Source organism: uncultured Victivallis sp., from assembly GCF_944391105.1.
GTDB lineage: Bacteria > Verrucomicrobiota > Lentisphaeria > Victivallales > Victivallaceae > Victivallis.
This window is the reverse complement of the sequence record NZ_CALXSK010000042.1, coordinates 1-26798: the sequence shown is the minus strand read 5'-3', so window position 1 is coordinate 26798 and position 26798 is coordinate 1. Positions and strand designations below refer to the sequence as shown.

The window sequence follows — 26798 nt, the reverse complement described above, 5'->3', positions numbered from 1 at the left end:
AGGAGGAGTCATCATGTGTTCCAGGCGAATAGAAGCCATTCACGAGACCATATTCGAGGGAAGTCGTCCGTTCGGTTATTTCGGCTGGCCGACGGTGGCGAAGCTGCCGGACGGAACGCTGGCGGCAGGGGCGTCCGGATTCCGCAGCAGCCATATCTGCCCGTTCGGGAAAACCGTGCTCTGGACGAGTCCCGATGAGGGTAGGAGCTGGAGCGATCCGGTGATCGTGAACGACTCTCTCATCGATGATCGTGACGTTGGATTGTGTCCGCTGCCGGATGGGAGTCTGCTGATAAGCCATTTCAGTTCAGACACCCGGCTATACTATCCCAAAGGGGCTCCCATGCCGGATCGCACGGATTTCCGCCCGGTTCTCGACGCCTGGGAGGATGGGAGCGTTGCCCGGTATCTCGGCAGTTTTCTGCGCCGTCGGCTGCCGGACGGGAGTTTCGGGCCGCAAATTCCGGTTGCGGTGAGCTCTCCTCACGGTCCGACGCTGCTTCGGGACGGTTCGCTGCTTTATGTCGGAACCCGGTTCGGAATCGTGCAGCCGGACGGCACGCTCCTTTTCCGGATGGAGGATTTCTGCGGCGGGGACGAAGCCGTGCTCCGCAGCACGGACCATGGTGAGCACTGGACGGAGCTCGCGGTAATTCCGAGCCCGCTGCCGGGCACCCGTTTCTGTGAACCGCACGCGCTTGAACTGCCGGACGGCCGGATTCTCTGTCTGCTTCGACTGGAAGGGGAGGCGTATTTTTCGATCTGGCAGACAGAATCGTCCGATGGCGGCCGCAGCTGGACGCCCGCAATCCGCATTGCGGCGGGCAGTCCGCCGCACCTGATGCTGCACAGTTCCGGAACGCTGATCGGTTCATACGGCTGTCGCCGTGGTAATTTCGGGCAGCGGGTCATGTTCAGCCGGGACGGCGGGCGAAGCTGGGATGTCGACTGGATTCTCCGGGATGACGGCCCGACGGGCGATCTCGGGTATCCTTCGACGGTCGAGTTGTCGGACGGATCACTTTACACGGTTTACTATCAGCAGCCGGCGCCGGGTGCCCAGTGTGCGGTTCTCGCTTCACGTTGGCGGCTGCCGCAGGCGTGATACAGACAAATGAACCGCCGCTTTGAACGGGACGGCGGTTTGTTTTGCTGCGACCGGGTAATGAGAGTGTTACAGCGGTTTTTGCCGGGAGGGTTTTGTCCCGACTCCGGCCTGGCCGGTCCGCCGGCGTTCGTTCGACAGAGCTCGGATCAGACAAAGCAGCAGGATTCCGTCTTTCCGCATACGTGCCCCTTTCTGAAGATGGTTTCTCTCGCCGACGAGCCGGAATGAGCCGCCAGACAGAAATTGCGAAATATCCCGGCCATATTTTTTTGAATCGAATCGTTCACACTTTCGTATATTATGAATAAAATCGAAGCAAAAGTCAAGAGGATAACGAATAAAATCTTGAAAATATTCGTATATTTTGGTGTTTTCGAATGAATGGATGGATCACGTCCGGTTTTCGGGATGACGGTCCGGCAGGTTCGCCGGGGGGCATGCCGCTTTCTTCTTTTCGCGATGAAAAGGTTCCGGACGTCTCCCCGCTGCGGAAACCGGGTGAAGGAACGATCTTGAAATTCCCGCTCCTGATGGCGTCGACGGGGCTGTCGATGGAGAGGGACGTTTTCAGCGCGGTCTGGGTCGGTGCGGGGTTGTGAAATGCGCGGAGCTCCTCATCGGCATGTTCGACGCCGTGCCGCCCGCGATCGCCGGCAATCCTCTGCGCCTGACGCGAACATGCAGACGCCGACCCCGCCGCAATTCCTGTTTGATTGATATGGAGTGGATTCGATTTCATAACACGTTCAAATGAAATATCACTTTTTCTAGACATGTGTTCAATTGGTTTCCCGGAAAGCTCCGGCAGGGACGTCGGAGAGGTCACGACGCACATTTCGAGTTCGGCTCCATGCTGATTTCAGAACTGTTCAAGCCTGAATCCGGCATGATTTCCGCGATGTATCCCTTGAGCCGGTCGAGTGGGAAATCCGGTTTGTCAAGCGCACCGCGATTCCGCCTGGTCCGCCGGGGCGCTGAAGCAGTAATCGTGTCCGGGCTGAAACACGCCATGACGCGGGGAGTGTTCCGACTCTTCGGACGCCCGGAAATTGCGACTGCTATTTGACAGCTTCATGCCTGACCGGAGGTTTTACCCCCTCCGGACGAAAAAGAACTCATTGTTGAAAAAAAATTCAATATGAAACTTGAAAAACGCCTGTTTATGCAGTAATTTAATAGTAATTCGATGATGTGTTTTCGGATTTCGGCAGTTGTTTTTCCGCTGAAAAATTTTTAGAATTTTAGAGGGCGTTTGCAGATGCAACGAATCGTTTCCGACACCATAAAATTGAAGCCGACTTCCGATGCGGATCGTGCGTTTGAGTCGTCCTCCCGTCTTTCCCCGGCAATTTCCGGCCCGGAGCAGAGGGGAGGGTGGAGCGCACGCAAATATTCTCCCTGCCGAATCTTTTCCAGAAGGAATCCGATTTCCGCAAAGATTCGACAAACCGTTTTCATGGCCGTGCCGGCCGTTCGTTTTTTCCGGCTGTCTCGAAATGTTCTTCTTTCCGCTCTTCCGGCATGTGTGACGGGGCGGGAGATTCGATTGATTTCAATGGGAGAGACCGGGAGTGTGATGTTCACTGGTTGACACGTGCTGGCGGAGGAGGCCGAATCGCCTCCCTTGCCCCTTGTTCCGCCGTTTCCGGGCGGAATATTGCTTGAAGAATGCAGGTCAGGAGTGTCCAGGATAAATGGACGCTCAAATTGTTAATCTATAGGAAAAGGGAGAAAAATGAAGAATTCTTTCGTCGCCATCGGAATGTTTGCCGCTACCGCCATGTTCGTTGCCGGATGTGCATCCGGCGATACGCGCAGTGACTGGGATGCCCAGTATGAGCGTTTCTGCAACGAGCGTCCCGCCGCCACCGCCGTGACCACCGGGGATGAGAATCTCGACGCTGTTGCCGCCACCTCCGCCAAGCTGTACGGCGCCACGATCAAATATCTGGACGAGTATGTGACTGCCAACAATGAGTATCGCCCCTACATCGGCTTCACTTATGAGGTGGAGGACCTGGTCAAGAACAATGAGAACATGACCGAGGCGCAGGCTGCGGAAATCGTTCTTGCGGAAGCGAAAAAACGCGACGAGGGCAAGCCGGAAAGCGAACAGGAGTATCCGCGCATCATCGCCGGATACAATGCCGTGATGGCGCTGCAGCCGGAAAACAAGCTCAAGGAGCTTGCGCCGCTCGCCGTTGAAGCCGCTTCCTGTGTGGATAAGGCTATGGCGCTGAAAAATTCGTTCTCGGGATTCGACGCCACGATCCTGAAGAAAATCCAGAGCGCTGCGAACGTGGTTGAGCAGGCGCAGTTTACCAGCGAAGCGCTGGTGTTCCTGCAGTATCGTTACGAGCAGGCGAAGAATCTCGAAGGCCACATGCAGTAAAGACCGGTTTGTTTCGGGGCGCGGGATCTGAATTCCGCGCTCCGCCGGCATTGTTTTTCTTTTTCGCGAAATACTAAGAACGGTTGAATGATGAATAGAATCTACAAGAAATCAAATCTGAAATATGGTTTGATCTGTCTGGGAAGTTCCCTCGCGATTCTGGTTGCAGGTTGTTCCTCGGATGATATCGCTCTGGACCCGACTCATGCGACTTATTCGTACGAACAGGTGAAGGATCAGCCGATTACGCTTCCTGCCAACTACAATAAAAACAATTTCAGAAAGCTGCTGCTCGGAGTGGCGGTCAATGACATCGGGGTGAAGGCCGGCGAGATTTCTCCGAACGTTGTGCAGACCTTGAGTGCCCGGCTTCAGACGGAGATGGCGAAGCTGAAACGTTTTTCGGTTTTCTCGGCGCACAACCGCGGGGGAGTGGTTCTGTTTCAGTCGCTTGCGGACGTCGGCGAGGCGAAAGTTCCCGACAAGAATCCGAGGGAGATGGATCTGATTCTCAGCGCCTCGATCACCGTCAGCAAGGAAAAGACGGAACGCAAGTACGACGACCTGCTGATCTACGAGGTGGAGTGCGATTTCAACTGTGAAGACATCCGGACCGGCGAGGTGAAATTCGCGGAGAAGGCCACGGGCCGCACCGCCCGGGCGGTCAAATTCGGTCTCGGCGGCCGCCGTGTCGGGGGTTACAGCGAGGAGGATGAAAAACAGGCGATTTACAATGCCGCGATGAAAGCGATTGCGGTCGCCGCCAACAAGCTCGGCAACTACTATCCGGTGGGGGGACAGATCACCGGTATGCTCAGCACCCGCATGACCCTGGACAAGGGGTTTGAGCACGGTGTGGGCAAAGATATGGTTATGACGGTCTATGCGTCGGTCTCCGGGGTGGATGTGCCGGTGGCTCGTGCGGTGGCCTCCCCCTCCGATTTGACCAGCAGCTTGAAGATCATGCAGTGGAATGACGACGACGAGGATGCCGAACCGATCATCGAAGAGATTCGGGAAGATCGTAATTGGCTGAAAAACAACAAACTCTACGCCGTCGGAATCGGGATGGCCACTCCGCCGGAGTGGGAAAATCAGTATAAAGACAGTTTCGATGAAAGCATGAGAGCTCGCTGATGTTCAAGTTGATCGCATGGCTGGGAGTGTTTCTGGCGGGAGCAGTGCTCTGCGCGGCGGAGGCGTCTTTTGATGTGCGCGCCTGCGTAAAACAGATGCAGGAGGACGGACAGACCTGCGCGGGCGGGGTTTCCGAGGAGTTCGGAGCCTATGTCATTGTGTTGGTCGATCTGGAACTCGATGGGAAAATTTCCAATGCAGAGGCCTCGGAACTTGCGCTGGCGCAGGGGAAAAAGGAGATCGCCGCTTTCATCGGCCAGGAGGTTTCCGCCAGCGATCGCGTGGAAACGAGGGTGGAGGATGTCAACGGGAAGACCGAGAGCCGGGAATTTTACGAGTCGATGACTTCGGTTAACGTAAACCAGTTTCTGCGCGGTGTTTCGCTGTATGACATTCAGAGAACGGAAAAAGGGATTCGGGCGGTCTGTTTTGTGACCAGCCGCACAATGGATCTCTCCCGCAAGCTGCAGGAGCAGATCGCGAAAGCGCCTCCTGATACGGTTTCTGCCATCGGTGTTGCGTATGTGGTTGAGGGGCGGCTTGATCTGGCGAAGCAGCAATCTCTGCAGTCGGCGTTGCGTTCGGCGGTCGAGCAGGTGCTGGGCACATCGCTTGCGGCGAATACGCAGGTCCAGGACAATGAGAGGGCTCGTTCGCGGATTTTTGCGCATGCCGCCGGTTTTGTGGAAGAGTATCGGGTTATTGAGGAAGGCCCTGGCGAGGGGTGTTACCGCACCGCGATCTACGCCCGGGTTGCGAAGGACAAGTTGCTGGAGTCGTACAGCGCATATTTGAAATCGTTCGGCGACCCGGTGTTCTGCCTCCGCTGCGACAATCAGGATCTCTATCAGACCTTCGCCAAATTTTTTGTCGGGCTCGGGCTGAAACTTTCTCCGGATGAGAGCAAGGCGGATTATCTGATCGATGCGATCGGGGATTATCGGCAGCTCCGTCATCCGGCCAGCGGTGTGAGCGGGATTCAGCTGAGTTTGTGGATTCGGATCAGCGATGCGAATACCGGGCGGGAGCTGTTGTCGCAGAAGAACGATCCGCGCCGGGCCGCGGTATTTCACGCTTCCGGTGAACGGCAGAAGGAGATTGCGACGGAGAAGGCGTTCGCCCAGATCCGGGAACCGCTCCACAAGGAGTTGAACCGGATGATCGGGCAGATGGCTTCTTCCGGGCGGGAGGTCACGGTGGTGATCGACAACTATTCCGCCGCTTACGCGGAAGCGCTGGAGCTGCTCTGCAAGGCGCTTGAGATGGTGCCCGGCTGCAGCAACGTGAATCGCAGGATCGATGCGGTCTCCCAGACCGTGACCATCTCTGCGGATTACCAGGGGAAGATGGAGGATCTTGCAGACGCGCTGAGATTCCGGTTGCAGAAAGAGATTCCGCAAAAGAGCTGGATCCCGTCCATTGTCGCAGTGGAAACCAACCGGCTGCAAATGGCCTATTAACCTTTCAACAACAAAGGAGAACTACAATGGAACACAAAAGATGGATCATTCCTCTGATCGGCATCGGATTGGCGTTCGGCGCGCCGCTGCCGGTTCCTGCACAGGAAGTCGAAGAGGAGAGCGCCGAGGTCGAGAGCTCCGCACAGTCCGAGGAGATGCCGCCGCAGGAAGTGACGGACGGCGGTGTGGAAGCGGTTCGTGAGGCTCAGGAAAGTGAGCCGGCTCCCGCGGAGCCGAAATTCAGAAATGCCAGACAGGTTTTGAGGCAGCTCGCCAAGAAAAAGAAGTGGAGCGAGGGGTGGGATGAAGACAAAAAGCGTACGATCGTTATTGAGTCTGCCGAGTTCAAGACCGCCGATCCCGCCACTGACTCCTCCTTCTTCATCAAGCGTGAAATGGCCGCCAAGAAAGCGGTTTTGACGGCGAAGGTTGCGATTATTCAGACCATCAATCAGGAGATGTCCGCGATTGACCTGGTCAATATGCCGGGGACCGACGTCAACAAGGCGCTGGGTGCTGAGCGTGAAAAACTCAATGTGGAACTCGCCCGGCAGAAGGAGATTCTGGTTTCCATGCTGGAGCAGGTGGACAAAGCCGAGGCTGATGTGCTTCGCGGCACCACCTTCGGTGATCGTCTGAACGATCTGATGGCCGCAGCGATCAAGAAGCTGGACGCGGAATATGATCCCGATTCGCGTGACAAAGCAGCTCAGGCCCGGTACGAAGCGGCCAAAAATGAGTTTGAGGTCGCGCAGAAGAAATATGCCGAGCTGACGGAAAAAGCCGAAGCCATGCAGGAAGAGGTTCGGGAGCGTCAGGAAAGTGCCGTTGAATCACTGGCCAGAATGCCGCTCTATGGCTCTTCAGTAATCATGCAGACTGAATCCTGGGACAAGGACTCGGGCAATTATCAGGTTGCCGTGATGTTGTGCTGGAGCTATGCGCTGGAGCGTGCGGCCCGGGCTACCGTGACCGGAGAGGAGTTCCACATCAAACCGAATCCGAACGGGAAAAGTGTGCAGGACTGGCTGGAAGACCAGAATCCCGCAACGATGATCGGTCCTCGTCAATATGTCGATGCGAAGGGCAATCGCTGGTTCCTCGGCGTGACCGCCCGTGCTTACGATGATGATCTCTCGTCGAGCGCCCGCCGGAGAAACAAGGGGATCGCGGAAATGTATGCCCAGCAGATGGCGGCTTTCTGTCTGTGGGCCGATGTGGAAAGCTATAAGATGGCTCAGAGTGCGCTCGAGAGCCGCGGTAATGATGAAGTGCAGCGCGATGTTGTCGCGGAAAGTTATGCGGAAAAACTGACCCAGTCCTTCAGCAAGAAGAAGATCCGCGGTATGCAGAAGCTGTACAGTGACGAAGTGGTCCACCCGATCACCGGAAGCACGATCTATGTTGCGGTGTACGGAATCAATCCCAATGCCGCCAAAGCCGCGCTGGAGATTGAGAAGATCAACTATGCCACGAAGGTGATGGATAACCGTTATCAGACGGTCGAACGCGGTCGTGATGCCGCCAATCAGGCTGCGGTCAAGGCATCCGAAAACCGTCCGGAGGATTTCCAGAAAGGGTACAATGAGCAGAAAAAAGCGGTCGATGATGAAGTGGAGGCTCGCGAGGCGGTGAAGAAACCGGTGAGGGGAACCAACATCATCAATCGTGGAAATTCGAAGGCTCCGGCCCGGAAGAAGCAGTCCACATCCGGAACGTTCAGCGGAGACGTTGACGTCAGTGACGACTTCTGATCGAATTATGGTAAAAACACCGGGGGAGGGGATTTCATTCTCCTCCCCTTTTTGAGGAGGTTCCCATGAAGTTTCTGCTGTCGGCTCTGGGGTGTTGTGTGCTGCTGACGGGCTGTGCGAGTATTGACCGGAGCGAGAAAGAACCGGCATCCTGCGAAAACAGAGAGGTTAAGTCCGCGATGACGGAGCCGCCGTCGAGTGTTCCGGCTCCTCCTGAGCGTCCTGTGCTTCCGGCTCCTCCTGAGCGTCCTGAGCTTCCGGCTCCTCCTGAGCCAGTTTTGTTTACGCCGACTTATCGGGGAAATCCGGAAAGGCAGTACGCAGAAGCCCGCAAAATTTATGCATCCAGTCCGGCTGTCACCCAACAGGGCGTATACGAGCATGACTCTCTTGTGTTTGTGATTGTCGTCATCGATACCAATCGGGAGAAACTCCGGTATCTGGAGGGCACCGCCATGTTGCGTGCGGCCGACCTGCTGCGGAAAAAATATCCGGAGCTCCCGGCCAATTTCCGCCTCAGAAACCGGATGGTGGAAAAAAGCCTCGATGACGATACCGGTCTTTACCGCTATGCGCTGGTCTATCGCCTGGCCGATCTGGAAAAGGCGATGACAGCCGGCGACGGAAATTGAAAGGGGGGTATCGCCGGGGGGGGCGGTTCAGTATGCCGGGGCGAACCGTGACCGTGACCCGGTGGAGACGATGACGGTTTGCTTCACAGAAACGGGAGATGGCGAACATGCTCAGGCTGTTCTCATCGGTACGGGATATTTTATCTGATTTCTCTTGAGAACCGGGAACGCGGAGTCACTGCAACATGCCGGATTTTTTCGGCGTAGCCGCTTCCCGGGTTTTATTTTGCCGGAATCATGGTATATTATCTGCGAAAAAGGAGAATAGGACCATGACCGGGGAAAACGATAAGCCGCCTTTGATGAGTTCGCCCGTTGCGGCGGGATTCCCGTCGCCTGCGGAACAGTATGTGGAGTCACCGCTGGATCTGAATGAGTTGCTCGTGCATCGTCCGGCGGCGACCTTCTTTGTCCGCGCGGCGGGAGACTCGATGACCGGTGCGGGAATCCGCTCCGGCGACATTCTTGTGGTTGACCGCAGCCTCCATGCGGGGGAGGGGTCGATCGTCATCGCCTGTGTCGATAACGAGTTCACGGTCAAATTCCTGCGGACTGACGGCGAACAGTGGTATCTTGAGGCCGCCAACCGGAAATACAAACCGATCACCTTCTCCGAGGGGATGGAACTCAAAATCTTCGGTGTCGTGACCGCGGTCATTCATCAGTTCGTGAAAATCAACAGCGGGAAAGGAAATCAGAAATGAGAAAAAATTTCGGTGTGCAGACATGGCTTTATCCGATGCCGGTTCTGATTGTCGGAACCTATGACGAAGCGGGGACTCCCGATGCGATGAACGCTGCCTGGGGTGGAATTCACGACACCAACCAGATCGGCGTCTGCATCGATCCTGGCCATCAGACCGCGAAGAATCTGCTCGCGAAACGGGTCTTCACTGTCAGCGTCGGTGATGCGGCGCACGTGGTGGAGTGTGATTTCGTCGGACTCGTCTCCGGAAAAAATGAACCGGACAAACTCGGGAAAGCCGGGTTTCATTCACACCGGGCGGAGTTGGTCGACGCTCCCGTGATCGACGAGCTTCCCATGACGCTCGAATGTCGACTTGTGAGTTACGATCCGGAAACCGGATGCACGGTTGGAGAAATCGTGAACGTCAGCGCCGATGAACGGATTCTGGATTCAGACGGAAAAATCGACCCGTCGAAGTTTGAACCGATCACCTTCGATCCGGTCAACCATCGATACCGGAAGCTCGGCGAGGTGGTCGGCACGGCGTTCCGGGACGGCCGGAAACTCCTATGATCGGCTTGGTGGACGGCAACAACTTCTACGTCTCATGCGAGCGTATTTTCGATCCATCGCTTGAAGGGAAGCCGGTTGCCGTGCTCTCCAACAACGACGGCTGCGTCATCAGCCGGTCGCAGGAGTGCAAGGAGCTCGGGATCGCGATGGGAGCGGCCGGATTTCAGCTCAAGCCGCGTCTTGCGCAAATCGGATTGATTTTGAAATCAAGCAACTATGAGCTCTACGGCGATATTTCCCGGCGCGTGATTGCCGTGCTAGGAGAGTTTTCTCCGGAGGTGGAGCAGTATTCGATTGATGAGGCCTTCATTCATTTGAATCTCCCTGCCGGCACGGAGTATTTCGAGTATGGGACCCGGATTCGACAGGCCGTTTTGAAGTGGATCGGCATTCCCTGCGGAGTGGGATTTGCACCCAGTAAAACCCTTGCCAAAATCGCCAATCACATCGGCAAGAAACTGCCGTCGGGTGTTTTTGTCATGCCGGAGGAGCCGCGCCCCGTGCTTGAAGAGCTCCCGGTCGGGGAGGTGTGGGGGGTCGGACGGCGTCTTGCTCCGAAACTTGCATCGCTCGGAATCCGCACTGCGTGGCAGCTCGCGGCCGCGGATGAGGGATCCCTGCGGAGTCGGGTCAACGTCACGCTCGCCAAAACCGCTCTCGAACTTCGGGGCGAGCCTCTTTTCGTGCAGGAAAATCCGGAGGAACTCTCAAAAAGCATCAGTTGTTCGCGTTCATTCGGGTATCCGGTTGTCGAACTCTCAGAGCTTTCCGAGGCTGTGGCGCATTATACGGCGCAGGCGGCGGAGAAACTCCGCCGGGAAAAGCAGAGCGCGGCAGGCGCCAATGTCTATTTCCAGTATTACCCGGAATATACGCCGGTGGCACGGCCGGGCGGCTGGAGCGGGACTACCGTCACTTTTGAGGTCCCGACCTTTGATACCGCGGCGATGCTTCGGGCGATCCGGCCGAAACTGCGCGGAATTTTCCTGCCGGGGCGGCGGTACAAAAAAGCGGGCATCATGTTTTTCGGTCTTGAATCCGCCGCAATCCGGCAGCCGGATCTCTTTTCGAAAGAGGATCGTGAAAAAAGCGACCAGCTTTCGATGGCTGTGGATGAAATCAACCGCCGGTTCGGCCGGGGCAGCGTGTTTCATCTTGCCGAAGGCGTAAAAAAAACGTGGAAGATGAAGCGCGAGATGTTGAGTCCGAGCTATACGACGAATTGGGAACAGCTTCCGGTCGTTAAATGATCGATGACATGCCCGGATGCCCCGGGATTGTCCTCCGGTACAGGCCGGAGAATCATACCTCCGGCTGAATCCGTTCCATCGCCTCGCGTCGGAAGCGGGACGGCGAAATGCCGAACTTGCGTTTGAAGCAGGCCGCAAAATAGCTCTGGCCGCCAAATCCGCAGTGGTTTGCCACCTGACGGATGTCCCAGGCGGGACTCAGCAGAAACCTTCTGGCCTCGTTCAGTCGAAGATCCAGCAGATAGTCACTGAAATTGATTCCGCATTCGGCGCGGAACAGATGGATGAAACGGGATTCGCTCAGAAACACTTCGCCAGCCACTTCGCTGACGCTCAGTGAGGTACGGAATCTGCGATTGATCTCATCGAGGGCCTTGAGAATCCGTTCATCGGTCGGGATTCGCGGGAGTTTCCCGGTCAGATTTACGTAGACGCCTTTCAACAGATCTCCGAAAACGACCGGAATGAGCGAAAAAAGCGCCCGTTCAAGCGCCGGTGTCAGCAACGGAAGCGCGTGATAGCGTTCTCTGCCCTGCCGATAGCGGCACTCCCGGCCCTCCAGTCGGAATGGTCCGACCATGATGACTCCCACGCATCCTTTTGGAGAAAAGCTGAATGGAACCAACACTTCCGCGGCATTCGCATGGCAGACTTTCACATACGCCTGCGGATCGTGGCTCATTCGGTGCGGAATGTCGTATCCGTCGTTCAAGATGCACCGCTGTTCCGCGCGGCTCGCAAATTTGACGCACGAACAGAAGGCGTTGTCGTGATAACAGCAAATGCGCGGAAGTTCCTCTTCCGGCAGAAGTGCATCGGTCACCTTCCAGATGCACTGGGTTCCGGTCAGCGTGGAAATCTGTGCGAGCCGTTCCCGCAGCAGATTCAGAGAATGGGTCGTATTTGCAACAATCATATTTAAAAAAATATTTATATAGCAGAATATTGATAAAATATAGCATGAAAACGAATGAAATCAAGCCGGAAAGGAGTCATAATATATAGCATGGAATTTCGAGTCAGCGATTGGGTACCAGCGATCTGAAAGGAGTGGAAATGCAAATGAGGCGACATAACCATCTTGTTTCAACTAACTTTTCCGCGGGAAAGAGATGGCGGATTCTCTTCGGTTCGACTTCGAGCTGTTCCCCCCGGTCTGGAGCGGTGGCGAGCTCCCACCCCGCCTTCCGCGGCTCAGCAACAGTCAAAGCGGCGTTCACCTTGATCGAGCTCTTCGTGGTGAAAACTTGTCAAATAAACCATTCTTCCCTTGTTTGCACCCGGCAGTCAAGAGAGGGGGTCGGGGGAGAGAAAGCGGCTGGGAAAGCCGCGTCTCTCCCCGTACCGAACAACCATCAAACTCCCCATCGGCCAGTCATCGTCCCGCAACAAAGTTTCCGCTCGGCAAGCGGCGAAGTGGAGCCAAAACGCGAATGGGTCTTTCCGCAGAAAAGCGGGAAGAGCCGTTCGCGTTTTGGCGGCTCTTTCCCCTCGCGTCGGCCGACCGCGGCCACGTCCGGGACCGCTCCGTACCCGGCACCGGCACCTTGCCGGACGCAGGGGGTGCGGGGGGCGGCGGAAACGCCCCCTGCTACCCACGGCCCAGCAACGGTCAGGAAGGCGGAAACGCCCCCCGCCTCCCACAGCCCAGCAACGGTCAAAGCGGCGTTCACCTTGATCGAGCTCCTCGTGGTGATTGCGATCATCGCGATTCTGGCGGGGATGCTGCTGCCGGCGTTGAATCAGGCGCGCGAGCGGGGGAAGAGCATTTCGTGCGTGAACAATCTCAAGCAGTTCGGTCTTGCTTATGCGTTGTACAGCCAGGACAGCAAAGTGTTCACGCCGGTCTATTATGCCCCGGCGGGGGTTTCCTACCGCTGGGCGCGACTTATCATGCCTTATCTGGGCGGGGTCAGTTACGGGGATTCCAACGCCGCGGAATACATGAAGAACGTGAAGTTCTTTCATTGTCCCACCGATCAGATTGCGCGCAGCGTGACGACGGTTGCTCCCTGCACGTATGCGTTGACCTACATGGTGCAAAACAGGGATTCGGGCAACGTCACGCCGGATTCCGGTTCGACGGGCGGCAGCAATGACAGTGTTTCGTTCGGGCGGGTGCGGAGTGCGTCCAACACGATTCTGCTGGCAGAGCGGCCGCGGAACGACAATTACGTGAACAACGCGCTCGGCAGCGATCCGAGCCGGGTGGCCGGAGCGAACAACATGCTCACGGAGGAAGTTCATAATCAGAAAAGCAATTATCTGATGGCCGACGGGCACGTCAGTTCCTACCGCTGGGGGGAAACCTATCTGCGCGGCGGGGAAATGTGGAAATTCGAAAAGTAGAGGACAGCATGAAGAGATGGATTGGATCGTTGTTTGCCGCCGGGGTACTGGGATCAGGCACGGTTGCCGGGGCGGTGGAACTGCGGCCGTCACCGGATACCGTGTGTTTTCCGTTTCGGGCGGATGCGGTGGAGGTTGTTGACGGGAAGGCGCTTCAGAAAGTTGAGATTCAGGATGGGCAGAGTATTACGCGGGGGCCGCTGCTTTTCTGTCACCCAGCGCGCAGCAACAAGAACCAGACCATTCTGCTGAAAACGGATCAGGTGATTCCGGAAACTGCGAAGCGGATCGGGTACTGGATTCGCTCGCGCGGTTCGTCCTGGTGTGAAGTCAATCTGCTGATTCAGGAACCCGACGGGGAGATGAATCTTTACAGTGCACCCGCCAGCGGCGACAGTCCCTGGACGTTCTATGAATGGGAGATTCAGCCGCGTTCAGCGGCGCTGAGAAGTTTCGGAACGGAGTCGAATCCGGAGAAGGTGCGGAAATTCAAGGGGATTATGTTGAAACTTCTGCCGTTCTCGAGCGGCGGCTACCGGTTCGGTGACGTCATATTCAGCAGCACGGAACGTCCCGCGCCGCGCACCTGGGCCTGGACGCTGCGCGATGTGGCGGAAGATCTGAGTTATCAGTCGGCGTTCAGCGGCTTTCGTCTTGCCCACGCCGGGGTTGAACCGGAGGCGGCGCTGCCGCTGGTGCTCTTCTGCCAGAATCCGCAGACGCGGCGAATCCGGGGAATGATCTATGATTCCGAAGGGAAAATCTACGACAATTTTGAGCTGAATCTGGAAGAGGTGGCTGCTCTCCGGCAGACGGATCTGGTTCTGCCGTCGCTGCCGAATGGAAACTACTGGATCGACCTGCATTTGTTCGATGCGGCCGGGGCGCTGCTGGAACGGCAGAAACTCTCTTATCTGGTGCTGTTTTCGCCGGTGAAGACCGCTCCGGCGACTCAGGCGCCCGCGCTTTCGGCGCTTTTCCCGGACGAGGCGGAACCGCTGGCGGAGGCAACACCTGGCGGGAAACTGGAATTGAAGGCGAAGTTGCTCCCCGGCGACCTCGTTCATTACACCTGGTTCGATCCCTGCAGGGAAAAGCGCGGTTCCGGGACGGTGGATAAAACGGCGATTCCGGTTCCGGCGGAGCTGGAGGTCCCGGCGGTTGCCCGGCTGGAGCTTGCGCTCGAACGGGCCGGAAAAATCGTCGACCGGCGCATCGTGCGGGTACGGCTCGCCGGTGAAAAGAAGCCGGAGGAGGGGACGCCCCGGCTGCCGTCTGAATTTTTCCCGCTCGACGAGACCGAAACGATCTCCGTGACACAACGTGCGTTGAAGGAGGGATTTGTCGACCATCTTCCCGCAAACGCAAGCAATTGGAGCATCAGCTTCTACTGGTCGGAGATCGAACCGGTTCGCGGGGAGATCCAGTATCCGGTGATCGACCGGTATCTGCGGTTGGCCGAACGCATGGGGGTTCGGGTGACGCTGACGTTCTTCATCCATCTCGACCATCTGCCGCAGTGGCTCTGGTACGACCAGCTGCTGGATCAGAACGGGCAGAACATGCACTACAGCGCAAGTTTCACGCGCAAATTCAGCCCGTGTTCGGAGCGGACGGTGGCGGCTCTGTGCGACACGATCGGGAAAATCGTGACGACCTACCGGAATTCTCCGACGGTCGCCGGATGGAACTTCTCCCAGGGGGTCGAGAGTTTCTGGAGCGACGCTTCGCGCAACGGACTGGTGGTCGGGTATGACTCCGCCACGGTCAATGCGTTTCGCAATTATTTGCGGGAGAAAAACTTTCCGCTTTCCCAGACCGGGGTCGACTCCTACGATCTGGTCGAGCCGCCCCGGCCGGTTTTCAATGGGAAACCGGACCTGCGGCCGCTCTATCTGGCGTGGGAGGAGTTCCGGCAGAGCGTGGTGCATTCCTATTTTGAGCGGATTTTTTCGGCGGTTCGTTCCGCGGGGGCGACCCAGCCGATCAAGAGCTATGCCGGAATGGGGATCGGGGACATTTCCCGCATGTTGCCGATTTACAGGCAGTATGGTGCGGAACTCTGTTTCGGAGGAGGAGATGCGCCGGTTCATGCGTTTCTGCAGTCGCAGGCGATGCATGCGGAAGTTCCATTGATCGGCGAGAGTTTCGCTCTGCCGCCCTTCAGTCCGACACTGAACTTCGTCATGTTCACCGAGGCCGCTTACGGCTCGATGACGGGCGGAACGAACATCATGTGGGGGCGCCATTTTACGCCGGGCCCGACGCAGCAGGAGGCGCTTGAAGCTTCCCGGACGGCGGCGAAGCTGGCCGGAACGGTCCGGAATCTCGGGCGCAGCGAACTTGTGACCGCCAACGGCGCATTGATGTTCGGAATGCGGAGCATGGTCAACGTTTCGCGCTCGACGATGTGGATCGACTGGGCGAATCTGAATACAAATGGTTTTGCCGAGGCACTGAACTGTGTGATTTCCAATAACTTGCAGATGTCGCTCCTGACGGACAGCGCGCGGCAGGAGATTCTGAACCGGCAGAAGATCATCGTGCTGAACGATTCCCCGATTCTGGAGGACGCGGCCGCCGGGCGGCTTGCCGCATTCGTCCGGCAGGGCGGGACGCTGATTCTCATGGGAGAAACTGGGCGGTATGACGAAAACGGCCGCGAAAGCTGGACGATGCGGAAACTGCTCGGCGAAAAGGCCGCTCCCGGCAGCGAGTTCCGGCTGGAGAAGGGGCGGGTCGTCTGGCGGGAAAAGCCGATCGACTGGGGACGGGAACTCATGCCGCTCCTCGGCGCGAATGCGTTCTCCCGTCCGGTACGCCCGTCGAACGGCATGATGCGAACGGCGTTGCGGAAGACGCCGGCGGGAGAGTATCATCTCTATCTCTTCGGAAAAAGCTGGGGCAGCGGGAATCCGCATCTCTCGGAGGTTTCCGGAAAAAAGATCACGGCACGGGTGGAGATCCGCCTGCCGAAGGGGAACTGGAGTCTCACGGATGCGACCGCTGCGGAAGAGCTCGGCAGCCGTTCCAGCGAACAACTTGCCGCAGGCGTTGATTTCAACGTTCGTGGCGGAGAGCTTAAGATCATCAGAATGAAGAAGGTGCAGTAAATGTTTTTCGATGTTCCGGTTCTGAACCGGAGTGAAATCGTGATCGCCGGAGCCGGTCCGGCCGGCATAGCCGCCGGGCTCGCGGCCGCCCGGCTCGGAAAAAAAGTCACATTGGTCGAACAGAGCGGAACGCCCGGTGGATTGGGGACTGCGGGACTGGTTCCCGCCGTTATCTGCCAGAGCGACGGCGTTCAGATGCTTGCCGGAGAGATCTGCCGCTCGATCGTCGAGGAGTGCTGTTCCCGCATGGGGATTCCGGAAATGAATCCCATGTGGCAGGAGGTGGATCCCGAGATCATGAAGCGGATCTACGACCGTCGCATTCTCGAAGCCGGAATCCGGCTCTATTACGGAGTGAAGGCGGTCGAAACCGAGGTCGAGGAACGGCGCATTGGCGCACTCATCGTATCGACTCCGCGAGGACTCCGAAAGATCGAGGGGGAACTCTTTCTCGACTGCACGGGGGATGCGGCGGTCGCCGCGCTGGCCGGAGTTCCATTCCACAAAGGCGATGAGAACGGAGATACCATGGCTCCGACTCTCTGTGTTCAGTTTTCGAACGTGGATATCGCCGCCTACCGCGCGTCGATCGCTGAAAACGGGAACGATCTCGACATCTGGCACCGGCTCCTGAAAGCCGGCAAAGCCCCGCTCGACGAGCACCACTTCGTCGGCGTCTGCACCTACGGGAACGGGAGCGCCTCCGGCAATCTCGGACACATTTACGGTGTCGATACACTCAACGAGGAGGATCTGACCCGCTGTTACGTCCGGGGACGGGAGATCGCGGAACTCTATCACCGGTTCTACCGGGAGCATGTGCCGGGGTTCGCGAAGTGCGATCTCGTGCAGACCGCGCCTTTGCTCGGGGTGCGCGAATCGCGTCGGATCGACGGAATCTACCGCCTGAATTACGCGGATTACGAATCGCGGGCCTCTTTCCCGGACGAGATCGGGCGTTTTGCTTATCCGGTCGACATCCACGCTTCACAGGCCGATCCCGAGGCGCAGCGTCGCGTGGAGGAGAACATTCAAAAGACCCGCTACCGGCCCGGGGAAAACTATGGCATCCCCTATCGGGCTCTGGTTCCGCGCGGCATCGATAATCTGCTTGTGGCGGGGCGGTGCATCAGCACCGACCGGGCGATGCAGTCTTCGGTCCGCGTCATCCCCGGCTGCATGTTGACCGGTCAGGCTGCGGGAGCGGCTGCGACGCTCAGTCTTGACCGCGGCTGTTCCTCCGCCGAGGTGCCTGCCGGCGAACTGCAGGAGCGCATCCGCCGGATCGGAGGCGTTCTGCCGGACCGGTGACGCGGTTTGCGGCTCCTGAGCTGCAGAACGGATTCTCGCCCCGGCAATGGCCGATTCCGGCGGCGGGGTCGAGCCATCACGCCAGCAGTACAACTTTTCCGCAACGGCGGCTGGACGGCATGTCGATCAGCCGCTGGTTGTCTGAGCCACGGAATTTCAGTGAAATATCCTTGCGCTTTTCGATGAACGGACCGTCGACCAGAACCGCCAGCGCATCGAGCAGTTCATCGGTCGCTTCGCAGTACGCACGACCGCCGGGCAGCAGGTCGCGGTCATAAATATAGCCGGTATACGCCCAGATATCCCTCTTCGGCAGTTCGGCCCGGACGCGGCGGATCAGCGGCAGAAGCGCACACTGGTTCTCCGGTTCGAAAGGTTCGCCTCCGAGCAGCGACAACCCGTTGATGTAGGAACGGTTCAGCAGCTGCATGATGCGCTCTTCCGCTTCGCTGTCGAATGGAACGCCATAGCTGAAATCCCACGTTTCCGGGTTGAAGCAGCCGGGACAGTGGTGGGTGCAGCCCGATACGAACAACGAAACCCTCACCCCGTCGCCGTTGGCGATATCCGCCGATTTGATCGTACCGTAATTCATCGGTGTTCCTCCTGTTCCTTTTGCCGGAAAAGCCGTGTCCGGCTGCGTCCGGACGAAGCCGCCGGATCACGGCCGGAACGCAGGCGTCACAAATGCAGCACGCGGTCGCGGATCTCCTGAGTGCGTCCCTGATTCCAGAACTGTGTGCCGATGTAGCCGCAGGTGCGGCGGGCGACGTTCATTCTGCTCTGGTCGGTGTTGCCGCACTTCGGGCAGCGCCAGATCAGCTTGCCGGATTCGTCCTTGACAATCTCGATTTCGCCGTCGAAGCCGCACTCCTGGCAGTAATCGCTCTTGGTGTTCAGCTCCGCGTACATGATGTTGTCGTAAATGAAGCGGATCACCTGAAGCACCGCCTCGATGTTGTTCTGCATGTTCGGAACTTCCACATAGCTGATCGCACCGCCGGTCGAGAGCGACTGGAACTTCGCCTCAAAGGCGAGTTTCTCAAAAGCGTCGATTTTCTCCGAAACATGGACGTGGTAGCTGTTGGTGATGTAGTTCCGGTCGGTGACGCCGGGGATGATTCCGAACCGCTTCTGCAGACAGCGGGCGAATTTATAGGTGGTCGACTCCAGCGGAGTGCCGTAGATGCCGAAGCCGATGGTGGTCTCCTTCTTCCAGCGGTTGCATGCGGCGTTCATATGCTCCATGATCCGGATCGCCAGCGGAGTTGCTTCGGGATCGGTATGGCTCTTGCCGGTCAGGTAGCGGACACATTCGCAAAGCCCCGCATATCCCAGCGAGATCGTGGAGTAGCCGTTGTACAGCAACGGATCGATCGGTTCCCCCTTTTTGAGCCGGGCGATGGCGCCGTGCTGCCACAGGATCGGCGCCGCGTCCGAAAGCGTCCCCTTGAGCCGGTTGTGACGGCACATCAGAGCCTTGTAACAAAGTTCGAGCCGCTCGTCGAAAATCTTCCAGAAACGGTCCATGTCTTTTTCGCTCGACAGTGCGATATCCACCAGATTCAGCGTGACCACGCCCTGGTTGAAACGGCCGTAAAACTTGTAGTTGCCGTTCGCGTCGCGCCACGGAGTCAGAGCGGAGCGGCATCCCATCACCGGGAAGCAGTTGCCCTCCTTGAGCTCCTTCATCTTCTTCTCGCTGATGTAGTCCGGAACCAGCCGTCTGGCGGTGCATTTCGCCGCCTGCCGGGTCAGATAATAGTATTCGCCGTTTTCGTCGATGTTGTCCTCTTCGAGCACATAGATCAGCTTCGGAAAAGCCGGGGTGATGTAGATCCCCGCGTCGTTCTTGACGCCCTGATAACGCTGCTTGAGAACCTCCTCAATGATGATTGCGAGATCCTTTTTTTCCTGTTCGTTCTTCGCTTCGTTCAGGTACATGAAGACGGTCACGAAGGGAGCCTGCCCGTTGGTGGTCATCAGCGTGACGACCTGATACTGGATGGTCTGCACGCCGCGGGCGACTTCGGCGCGCACGCGCTTTTCCACGATCGCGTTGAGCTGTTCCGCGCTGATTGCCGCCCCCGCGAATTCAAACTCCTCCTGAACCTCGGTGCGGATACGGTTGCGCGACACCTGGACGAACGGCGCAAGATGGGTCAACGTGATGCTCTGCCCGCCGTACTGGTTGCTGGCGACCTGCGCGATAATCTGGGTCGCGATGTTGCAGGCGGTTGAAAAGCTGTGCGGTTTCTCGATCTGTGTGCCGGAGATCACGGTGCCGTTCTGCAGCATATCCTCCAGATTGACCAGATCGCAGTTGTGCATATGCTGCGCGAAGTAGTCCATGTCGTGGAAGTGGATCAGACCCTGTTCGTGAGCTTCGACGATCTCAGGAGGCAGCAGCAGCCGACGGGAGATGTCCTTGGAGACTTCGCCGGCCATATAATCGCGCTGAACGCTGTTGATGGTCGGATTTTTATTGGAATTCTCCTGCTTGACCTCCTCGTTGTTGCATTCGAGAAGGCTCAGAATCTGGTTGTCGGTGGTGTTGGCCTGCCGGACGAGGTTGCGCATATACCGGTAGGTGATGTACTTTTTGGCGACCTCAAAAGCGCCTGCCTGCATGATCCGGGTTTCGACGATATCCTGAATCTCCTCGACCGACAAAGCCCGGTCGAGCGCCTTGCAGATGCCGGAAACGTACTCGCCGATCGCATCTATCTGCTGTGCAGTCAACGCGTTTTTGAATTCCACAGTCTGGTTGGCCTTCGTCACGGCGGCCAGAATTTTTGCGACGGAAAACTCCTCCTCCGCTCCGCTCCTTTTGATGATCTTCATTTTTTTACTATATATTGTGTTGGTTTAATTGTTTATTTCAATATGTTGTGGCCATAAGATACACCATTCCGGAGAAAATGCAATCGCGGAAAACCATTTTTTTTCACTTTGAATTGGAATCCGGAGGAACGAACCTCTGATTGCTGCACGCAGGAACCTCAGGAGCGACACGGCTTTTTTTCCGGGATGCGGAGGACCGCCCTCGATTCTTTTTCCGCTGCGGGAGCGGCGCAATCGCCCCCGTTCGAATTCTGAAAGACGTTTGCGATTTCTTCCCAGACTGTTTCAGAGCGCGGAGCATCCGCCTGCGGCCAGAGCGTCTCATGGTCGCCGAACGTGTCGCCTTTTTTCCGGCGCACGGTGATCTTATCGGGCTGGAGGTAGAGCATGACGGTGTTGTTGCACAAATGTTCGTTGTGGGAATCCCCGTCGTTGGGCAGAAAATCCCAGTCCGGTTCGTTCTTTCCGCGCAGTTTTCGATAAGATTCACTCAACTTCCCATCGGGACGCAGTTCGATCCGTCAGTCGCCGACCGGGAGCGCTCCCCGGATCGAGGCGGAGTTGTACAAATAATAGCCCCCGCGATTGTGTTTTTTCAGAACCCGCCTCCAGATTGAAACCGTCGCGCTTTTCCTTTCTTCTGCTTCTGCGAGCGTCAGAATCGATTCTCGCCAATCCCGGAGAAGAAACGTTTTGGGCACGTCTGGATCGTGACCTTTGTCGTTCCGGTTCGCCAGCAACTCAAACAGGGGCTTCTGAAGCGCCTTGTCGTTCCGGTTCGTCAGCAGCGAGAGAAGATCGGCGTCATCCGTCGCAAGTTTGATCTCATCTTTCAACTCGTAAGGGGAGGCGGCCACGATTGTCAGAACGATTTTCCGTCGGGCCGTTTCCTCCTTCCACTTGTCAAACAGCTTGTTGAGTTCTTCCAGCCGTTCCCGGTTGAATTCGGGTTTCCCGGTGGACAGGTCGAAAATTCCCAGCCGGACGCGGCCGTGCAGATTGTTCTCTGCCTGCTGGAGCAACGCAAGGTCGGCATCGCCGCCTTTTCCCGCATAGATGGCCGCTTTGACTGATTCCTCCTCCCACTGGGAGACCTCGCCGGACGTGATATTATCCTGATTCTCATGCCGATACAGAGAGGGGCCGCGCCGGTTGATGAACTGTTCCCGGAAGCTGGCAATGTGAGCATACGGCTTTTGCGGGTTCACACTGACGTTTTCAAGGATATTCCACATGCAGCGCAGTGCTTTTTGGAAATCTTCCGGGGCGGGAGTCCGGTTTTGGGCGAAATAGAAGAACAGGAGCGTCGACAACTCCCGCTCTTTCCTGTTTTGCGGGTAAAATACCGATTGCAGCAGATTTCGTCCGTCCTGCCAGTAGGGCGAGGGCAACTGTGCCGTCTCCTCCTCCTCGTTCTTTGGGAGAATTTGCTCAATCATCCGCAGATAATGGATCGCAAACTCGTCTCCGGCTGCCTCCGGAAGAATCTCCGTGAACTCATGGAACGGGACAAAAGGCAGCTCTGCATTCCAGTTCGTCTGGTTCGCAAGTTTTTCGATCTGGTCGCTGCATTTTCGGTTCTGCATGTGTGCCTGTACGACCGCAAGCCTGGCCGCCAACGCGAAAAAGGCGTCGTCGGGGAGAGCTTTCGCATGGATGAAAAAGGCGTCGGAAAGTTTTTCGATCTTCTCGTTCCAAATAGAACGGGATTGTTCATCAAGCTGTCCGGCGAATTGCCCCTTGAAGTTTTCCCACTGGGTCAGTTGAAGTCCGCGGGCGTTCAGCTTCAGATAGATATCATCCGGGAAGTTTCCGGTCAACAGCTGGAACGTAATTTGATTCTGCAAACAATCCCAGATCTTTTCGATCTTTTCCGGTACGTCGGATTTAAATTTCCCGTGGATGGCCGAGAGCATCCGCAACATGGAAGCAACCGTCGTGTCCAGCTTCCACTCCTGTTGAAACCACGGTTGGGCAGGGATGGATTCTGCCGGATCGATGTCGGATTGCCAGCCCATGGCCTGAGTCGTCAGCGCCCGGCAGAACTGATCCGCACAGGGGCGTTCCACATAGGTGAAACGCGAAAGCCGCGGCAGCACGGCGGATCTTTTTTCCGCTGACGAACGTTCCGCTGCATATCTCGCGAAGAGCCAGAGCGTGGTCAGACGCTGCTGCCCGTCGACCGGCGTAAAGACGCCGTCTTTCACCGGCCCGTAGATGAAATGCAACGGAACGGGAGTCCCTTCTCGGCAGGCGGAATAGAGCGTCTCGATAAAATTCGTCCGCACGTCCCTGGCGCGCGGCGTATCGGCGCCCTGCACGTAATGGCGTTGAATGCAGGGAATCTCCACCCGGTACCGGGTCAGCAACTCGAAAAAGCGCTCGGGTTCTTCTTCGGAAAAGCGTCGGGTCACGGCTTCCACAAAGGAGTTGATGGAACTCGTCAGGCATTTGAGATACGCCTCTTTATCTTCGTTTGACCAATAGGGAACGTCTGTGACTCCCGGCAGGGATTTCTGAAACACCGCTTCTGTCGCTGGCGGGATCCAGTAGGGTGTCCAGTTGTTTTTTGCCCATTGAGTGGCAAGTTCTTTTTTCCCCTCAAACAATTGGTTGTTGAAAGAGGCATTCGCATCCTGCGGAAGCAGAGCCAGATTGCGGATGGAGTTGTCCACTTCCTCCGCCGGATATTTTTTTCCCAGCTGTTTCGCGAGCCAGGCGTTGCCTTGATTGTTCCGGCACTTCTGCTGGTATTCTTCCCATTGCTGTTGAGTACACCCCGGCAGCCGCAGCCATTGTTCCAGTTCCTCTTTGCTCGTCAGATCTCGCTGATTTCGGGCGAAGATGTGTTCGAGCGACCAGACCCCGACCCGGCGGTGGCGGACGAAATCGTAACGCGTCTGCCGATTCCAGCAGCAGGCAACGTTGTGAAGCAGCAGATAACGATGGAGCGGATCATTCCCCTGCTTATAATCGTCTCTTGTTTCATCTGGGGCTGGAATGCGATAACGGGCAGATTCCTTCAGTTCTTCTCTCCAGTGTGTTTCCTCCAGTTTTCCGGGAGCGGAACCGCCGCGCCGGTGAACGTACCAGCCGAACGCGTGGTAGAGGAGCGGGTCACGGAACCACTCCTCGAGCAGATAAAAGGCCGCGCTGATCTTCTTCCAGACCTCGGCGCGGGAGGAGGTTTCGAGCTCTTCCTCGATCTTCATCAGGAACGGGAAAACCTCCATCCCGGGAGTAACGGTAAAACCGGCGTATCGGAACAGGATCGTCATGCGATCCTCTTCACGCCAGGTGTTGCGCGGGGTCATGAATGCGAAGAATGCGTCGTCGTTCATTTTCCGTTCGATTTCGTCCCACTCTTCGGCGCGGGCATGCGTGACGGCGGCTTCCTCGTCGGAACCGGGCTTCAGCAGCAGATATTTCACCAGATCGGAGTCGGTTGCGGAGATTTTTCCGCTGTTGAGTTCGCGGAACGTCTGCTGTTCCTTCTCTGCCGGGATCTCGTAGAAGAGGAAGCGGCACTGGTCCTGAACTTTATTCCGGAATTCCTCCCTGTCCTTGGCCGTCTTGTTTTTGAAAAACTCTTTGATGCATTCCTCTGCCTTCTTCTTGAAAAAAAAGTCGAGCCCCTGTTCCGTCGCTTCTCCCCGCTCGTAAGCAATCTGAATGGGCGAAGTTTCATCAAGGTAATTCAGAATCAGTTGCAAAGTGGTCAATCTCTGCTGCCCGTCCACCACCCGGTAAGAGGCATCGCCTGTTTTTACGACTACCAGAGCCTGCAGAAAATAGAAATTCCCGCCGGTGGGCTGAAACGAATCGATGTCCAGGAGAAGTTGCTTGATCTGCCGTTCGTTCCAGCGGTATCCGCGTTGATAAAACGGGATGAGAAAATGGAGCTTGAATAACTCCTGAACTTTTTTCAACGCGACGGCAACGGTTTTCATGCTTCCTCCAGATATTTGCGGACCGTGTTGCGGGCGATTTTCAGCGCCGCGGCGGCACGGGACAGATTGTTGTTGTACTTTTCGTATACATGACGCACATGCAGCCGGGTCGCCGCATCGAGCTCGTCGGGAAGCTCGGCTGCCGCAGCGGGAGCCAGACTCGCCGTCATTTGTTTGTGTTCTGCAAGCAGCCGGGAGAAATCCTGTTCGTCCAGAACGGAGGCCCGCTCCAGAAGATTGAAAAGTTCCCGGACGTTGCCCGGATAATCGTATGTTTTCAGAACTTCGACCTGTTCCGGTGTCAGCCGGTGCTTGTGCTGCTTGAGCCAGTAGCCGTTGGCGATCTGTTCGATGTCGCATTTACGCTCCCGCAGCGGAGGCACCAGAATCTGTATCACGTTCAGCCGGAGAAACAGATCTTCCCGGAATTTCCCGTCGTGCACCATCGCCGCAAGATCGCGGTTGGTCGCCGCAATCAGCCGGACATTCACCTCGATCTCCTCGCTGCCGCCCAGCCGGATGATGCGTCCCCCCTCGAGCACCCGGAGCAGAATCCCCTGCGCTTCCAGCGGAAGTTCGCCGATTTCATCGAGAAACAGCGTTCCGCCGTCGGCAAGTTCAAAAAGTCCGCGCTTTCGTTCCGTCGCCCCCGTGAACGCCCCTTTTTCGTGGCCGAAGAAACGGCTTTCGAGCAGGTGTGACGCGACGCAGGCGCAGTTGAAGGTAATGTAAGGCTCGTTTCTGCGGGGCGACTTGTTGTGGATCTGCAGAGCCACCGTTTCCTTGCCGGTTCCGCTCTCGCCGAAGATCAGAACCCGGGCATGGTCGTGCGGGGCGGCCAGATTGATTTTATGCAGAAGTTCCTGCATCGCATGGCTCTTCCCGGCCAGCTCCCGGTTGCCGAACCGCTTGTAATGTTCGAGCATCTGCCGCTCGGAATCGGACCACTTCGATTCGGGATCGCATTGGGCGATGTGGCGGATCGCATCGCTGTACGGCTTCTCCTCCTGATAGTTGCGGTAGAAGTACATCGCCGCCTCCAGCAGCTGCCGGAATTGCCGGAGCTCCGATGTGGCGTTTTCCTCCCGGACCAGCGGGAGCAGATCATCGTATGGAATTCCGAAACAGTTCGACACTGCGGCGGTTACGCCGTCCTCGTCGATGAAGGGGTTGAGTAAAATACGCAAGGGATCCGGCAGATTTTCCGGAAACGGCAACGCGCTGATCCATCGGATATTGCATCCTTTGGCGCGAAGTTTTTCCACCCCTTTCTGCAGCAGTTCCGGATTGCCGGTCAAACCGACACCCAGAATCAGAATGGTTTTGTATCCGGAAATTTCGTTCAGCAGCTCCGGCAGCCGCCGGGTGCTCACGCCACGGATGTCCGCTTTGCCGAAATGGCGCAGCGCCAGCGCCGCCGCACAGGCGTAATCGCTCCAACCCCAGCCGGTCAGAATCAAAGTCTCCATCGTCGCCAATCCTCAAATATATATATATATCATCATTTGTTGTAATCTAACTTGTCGAAAAGGGATTTTCAAATAGATCCGGTTCATTCGGGATCGATTATGAGCAGATTTTATGCCAACGGGAAATCCGGAGGGAAATCGGCGGCGATTTTGGTTCAGGGGGGTGCGTTCCGAATGCGCATGGATTGAAAATTGACCGGATGTGGTCATTTATTGAGCGCCTGTCGTCGGTTTTTTCGATGGATGCGAGCCCAAACTGAAAGTGGCACGGATTTTGCTAATTTTTCTTGCGTAAGTTTTCAAAAAACGCGACTGCTGACGAAAAGGTTATGAGTAATTCGCAGGTTGCGGGAAATCAACAAGGCATCCCACCGTATTTTCAACGGGACGCAGAGCAAAAATCAAAAAGAAAGGAAACGAAAATGGAACATCGCTGCGAAGGAGCAAAGGTTTGCGGACTTTGTCAGTTCTGGGACGGGGAACGGGAGCTCGTAAGAGGTTCCCGGCCGCTGCGGGTGAAATGTGAAACGGGCAGCCAGCCTTGCAAGTTGCGGCATTTCAGCTGCCTTTCCAGTTCCACCACGGCAGGAAGTTGCAAGCAGTTCAAAAAGTGGTGCGAGCTTCCGTGAGCAGGAGCTGATTTCTTCGCAGGAGTGTTGCAGAATTTTTCGATTTTGCAGCACTCCTTTTGTTATATTGCTTAAGCGCAAAAAAACTACCGGCTGCGCCGGTATGTAGCCGAATAGCTTCAGCTTAAAGGCGAGAGAA

21 protein-coding genes are annotated in these 26798 nt (G+C 56.8%); 12 read left to right on the top strand and 9 right to left on the bottom strand.

Features of this window, described 5'->3' with window-relative positions:
* Nucleotides 1–13: 13 nt before the first annotated feature.
* The gene (locus tag Q0K10_RS12225) at nucleotides 14–1105 is read left to right on the top strand and encodes a sialidase family protein (protein ID WP_294507466.1); all 1092 of its coding nucleotides are present in this window, start codon (nucleotides 14–16) and stop codon (nucleotides 1103–1105) included.
* A gap of 325 nt (nucleotides 1106–1430) precedes the next feature.
* On the opposite strand, the gene Q0K10_RS12220 is transcribed toward Q0K10_RS12225, so the two are convergent.
* Nucleotides 1431–1883 carry a hypothetical protein gene (locus tag Q0K10_RS12220; protein WP_294507465.1) on the bottom strand — a complete coding sequence of 151 codons (453 nt, stop codon included), beginning with the start codon at nucleotides 1881–1883 and terminating at the stop codon, nucleotides 1431–1433.
* 47 nt (nucleotides 1884–1930) lie between these two features.
* Nucleotides 1931–2119, bottom strand: coding sequence for a hypothetical protein (locus tag Q0K10_RS12215; RefSeq protein ID WP_294507463.1), 189 nt, complete (start codon nucleotides 2117–2119; stop codon nucleotides 1931–1933).
* A gap of 724 nt (nucleotides 2120–2843) precedes the next feature.
* Between Q0K10_RS12215 and Q0K10_RS12210 the strand changes: the two genes are divergently transcribed.
* From Q0K10_RS12210 to Q0K10_RS12175, 8 genes are all read left to right on the top strand, one after another.
* The gene (locus tag Q0K10_RS12210; protein ID WP_294507461.1) at nucleotides 2844–3500 is read left to right on the top strand and encodes a hypothetical protein; all 657 of its coding nucleotides are present in this window, start codon (nucleotides 2844–2846) and stop codon (nucleotides 3498–3500) included.
* A gap of 87 nt (nucleotides 3501–3587) precedes the next feature.
* On the top strand, nucleotides 3588–4637 hold the full coding sequence (locus tag Q0K10_RS12205; RefSeq protein ID WP_294507459.1) for a hypothetical protein: 1050 nt from the start codon (nucleotides 3588–3590) through the stop codon (nucleotides 4635–4637).
* Nucleotides 4637–6097: a hypothetical protein gene (locus Q0K10_RS12200; RefSeq protein ID WP_294507457.1), complete on the top strand. Its 1461-nt coding sequence runs from the start codon at nucleotides 4637–4639 to the stop codon at nucleotides 6095–6097. Before Q0K10_RS12205 ends, Q0K10_RS12200 begins: the two co-directional genes overlap by 1 nt.
* 26 nt (nucleotides 6098–6123) lie before the next feature.
* Nucleotides 6124–7851 (top strand): hypothetical protein, encoded by a 1728-nt coding sequence (locus Q0K10_RS12195; RefSeq protein WP_294507455.1) that lies wholly within the window; start codon nucleotides 6124–6126, stop codon nucleotides 7849–7851.
* A gap of 65 nt (nucleotides 7852–7916) precedes the next feature.
* Nucleotides 7917–8483, top strand: a complete 567-nt coding sequence (locus Q0K10_RS12190; RefSeq protein ID WP_294507453.1) for a hypothetical protein — start codon at nucleotides 7917–7919, stop codon at nucleotides 8481–8483.
* A 272-nt stretch (nucleotides 8484–8755) separates the two neighbouring features.
* The gene (umuD, locus tag Q0K10_RS12185; RefSeq protein WP_294507451.1) at nucleotides 8756–9187 is read left to right on the top strand and encodes a translesion error-prone DNA polymerase V autoproteolytic subunit; all 432 of its coding nucleotides are present in this window, start codon (nucleotides 8756–8758) and stop codon (nucleotides 9185–9187) included.
* Nucleotides 9184–9744, top strand: coding sequence for a flavin reductase family protein (locus Q0K10_RS12180; RefSeq protein ID WP_294507449.1), 561 nt, complete (start codon nucleotides 9184–9186; stop codon nucleotides 9742–9744). The genes umuD and Q0K10_RS12180 overlap by 4 nt, the downstream gene beginning before the upstream one ends.
* Entirely contained in the window at nucleotides 9741–10994 is a 1254-nt protein-coding gene (locus tag Q0K10_RS12175; RefSeq protein WP_294507446.1) for a Y-family DNA polymerase, read from the top strand. The genes Q0K10_RS12180 and Q0K10_RS12175 overlap by 4 nt, the downstream gene beginning before the upstream one ends.
* A gap of 52 nt (nucleotides 10995–11046) precedes the next feature.
* On the opposite strand, the gene Q0K10_RS12170 is transcribed toward Q0K10_RS12175, so the two are convergent.
* Complete coding sequence (locus tag Q0K10_RS12170; RefSeq protein WP_294507444.1) at nucleotides 11047–11910, bottom strand: AraC family transcriptional regulator; 864 nt, start codon at nucleotides 11908–11910, stop codon at nucleotides 11047–11049.
* Nucleotides 11911–12410: 500 nt separating this feature from the next.
* Here Q0K10_RS12170 and Q0K10_RS12165 point away from each other — a divergent pair, with 500 nt between their 5' ends.
* The 3 genes from Q0K10_RS12165 to Q0K10_RS12155 are packed head-to-tail and all read left to right on the top strand — an operon-like array spanning nucleotide 12411 to nucleotide 17767.
* Nucleotides 12411–13343, top strand: a complete 933-nt coding sequence (locus Q0K10_RS12165; RefSeq protein WP_294507442.1) for a DUF1559 domain-containing protein — start codon at nucleotides 12411–12413, stop codon at nucleotides 13341–13343.
* 8 nt (nucleotides 13344–13351) lie between these two features.
* Nucleotides 13352–16456, top strand: a complete 3105-nt coding sequence (locus Q0K10_RS12160; RefSeq protein WP_294507440.1) for an alpha-amylase family protein — start codon at nucleotides 13352–13354, stop codon at nucleotides 16454–16456.
* A complete protein-coding gene (locus tag Q0K10_RS12155; RefSeq protein WP_294507438.1) occupies nucleotides 16457–17767 on the top strand; it encodes an FAD-dependent oxidoreductase in 1311 nt (436 codons plus the stop codon).
* A gap of 76 nt (nucleotides 17768–17843) precedes the next feature.
* Here the strand turns inward: Q0K10_RS12155 and nrdG are convergent, their stop codons facing one another.
* The 6 genes from nrdG to Q0K10_RS12125 form a co-directional block, all read right to left on the bottom strand.
* A complete protein-coding gene (gene nrdG / locus Q0K10_RS12150; RefSeq protein WP_294507436.1) occupies nucleotides 17844–18362 on the bottom strand; it encodes an anaerobic ribonucleoside-triphosphate reductase activating protein in 519 nt (172 codons plus the stop codon).
* 86 nt (nucleotides 18363–18448) lie between these two features.
* On the bottom strand, nucleotides 18449–20611 hold the full coding sequence (gene nrdD / locus Q0K10_RS12145) for an anaerobic ribonucleoside-triphosphate reductase (protein ID WP_294507434.1): 2163 nt from the start codon (nucleotides 20609–20611) through the stop codon (nucleotides 18449–18451).
* A 158-nt stretch (nucleotides 20612–20769) separates the two neighbouring features.
* Nucleotides 20770–21105, bottom strand: a complete 336-nt coding sequence (locus Q0K10_RS12140; RefSeq protein ID WP_294507431.1) for a hypothetical protein — start codon at nucleotides 21103–21105, stop codon at nucleotides 20770–20772.
* A gap of 27 nt (nucleotides 21106–21132) precedes the next feature.
* The gene (locus tag Q0K10_RS12135) at nucleotides 21133–24561 is read right to left on the bottom strand and encodes a DUF262 domain-containing protein (protein ID WP_294507429.1); all 3429 of its coding nucleotides are present in this window, start codon (nucleotides 24559–24561) and stop codon (nucleotides 21133–21135) included.
* Nucleotides 24558–26030 carry a sigma-54 dependent transcriptional regulator gene (locus tag Q0K10_RS12130; protein ID WP_294507427.1) on the bottom strand — a complete coding sequence of 491 codons (1473 nt, stop codon included), beginning with the start codon at nucleotides 26028–26030 and terminating at the stop codon, nucleotides 24558–24560. Before Q0K10_RS12130 ends, Q0K10_RS12135 begins: the two co-directional genes overlap by 4 nt.
* Nucleotides 26031–26431: 401 nt before the next feature.
* A partial coding sequence (locus Q0K10_RS12125) for a hypothetical protein (RefSeq protein ID WP_294507425.1) occupies nucleotides 26432–26798 on the bottom strand: 367 nt, incomplete at its 5' end.

Bases quoted from the DNA above. Each gene is read 5' to 3' on its own strand.
- nrdG (WP_294507436.1), bottom strand. From the start codon at position 18,362: ATGAATTACGGTACGATCAAATCGGCGGATATCGCCAACGGCGACGGG.
- nrdD (WP_294507434.1), bottom strand. From the start codon at position 20,611: ATGAAGATCATCAAAAGGAGCGGAGCGGAGGAGGAGTTTTCCGTCGCA.
- Q0K10_RS12200 (WP_294507457.1), top strand. From the start codon at position 4,637: ATGTTCAAGTTGATCGCATGGCTGGGAGTGTTTCTGGCGGGAGCAGTG.
- Q0K10_RS12195 (WP_294507455.1), top strand. From the start codon at position 6,124: ATGGAACACAAAAGATGGATCATTCCTCTGATCGGCATCGGATTGGCG.
- Q0K10_RS12170 (WP_294507444.1), bottom strand. From the start codon at position 11,910: ATGATTGTTGCAAATACGACCCATTCTCTGAATCTGCTGCGGGAACGG.
- Q0K10_RS12215 (WP_294507463.1), bottom strand. From the start codon at position 2,119: ATGGCGTGTTTCAGCCCGGACACGATTACTGCTTCAGCGCCCCGGCGG.
- Q0K10_RS12190 (WP_294507453.1), top strand. From the start codon at position 7,917: ATGAAGTTTCTGCTGTCGGCTCTGGGGTGTTGTGTGCTGCTGACGGGC.
- Q0K10_RS12205 (WP_294507459.1), top strand. From the start codon at position 3,588: ATGATGAATAGAATCTACAAGAAATCAAATCTGAAATATGGTTTGATC.
- Q0K10_RS12220 (WP_294507465.1), bottom strand. From the start codon at position 1,883: ATGTCTAGAAAAAGTGATATTTCATTTGAACGTGTTATGAAATCGAAT.
- Q0K10_RS12175 (WP_294507446.1), top strand. From the start codon at position 9,741: ATGATCGGCTTGGTGGACGGCAACAACTTCTACGTCTCATGCGAGCGT.
- umuD (WP_294507451.1), top strand. From the start codon at position 8,756: ATGACCGGGGAAAACGATAAGCCGCCTTTGATGAGTTCGCCCGTTGCG.
- Q0K10_RS12130 (WP_294507427.1), bottom strand. From the start codon at position 26,030: ATGGAGACTTTGATTCTGACCGGCTGGGGTTGGAGCGATTACGCCTGT.
- Q0K10_RS12160 (WP_294507440.1), top strand. From the start codon at position 13,352: ATGAAGAGATGGATTGGATCGTTGTTTGCCGCCGGGGTACTGGGATCA.
- Q0K10_RS12225 (WP_294507466.1), top strand. From the start codon at position 14: ATGTGTTCCAGGCGAATAGAAGCCATTCACGAGACCATATTCGAGGGA.
- Q0K10_RS12135 (WP_294507429.1), bottom strand. From the start codon at position 24,561: ATGAAAACCGTTGCCGTCGCGTTGAAAAAAGTTCAGGAGTTATTCAAG.
- Q0K10_RS12155 (WP_294507438.1), top strand. From the start codon at position 16,457: ATGTTTTTCGATGTTCCGGTTCTGAACCGGAGTGAAATCGTGATCGCC.
- Q0K10_RS12180 (WP_294507449.1), top strand. From the start codon at position 9,184: ATGAGAAAAAATTTCGGTGTGCAGACATGGCTTTATCCGATGCCGGTT.
- Q0K10_RS12210 (WP_294507461.1), top strand. From the start codon at position 2,844: ATGAAGAATTCTTTCGTCGCCATCGGAATGTTTGCCGCTACCGCCATG.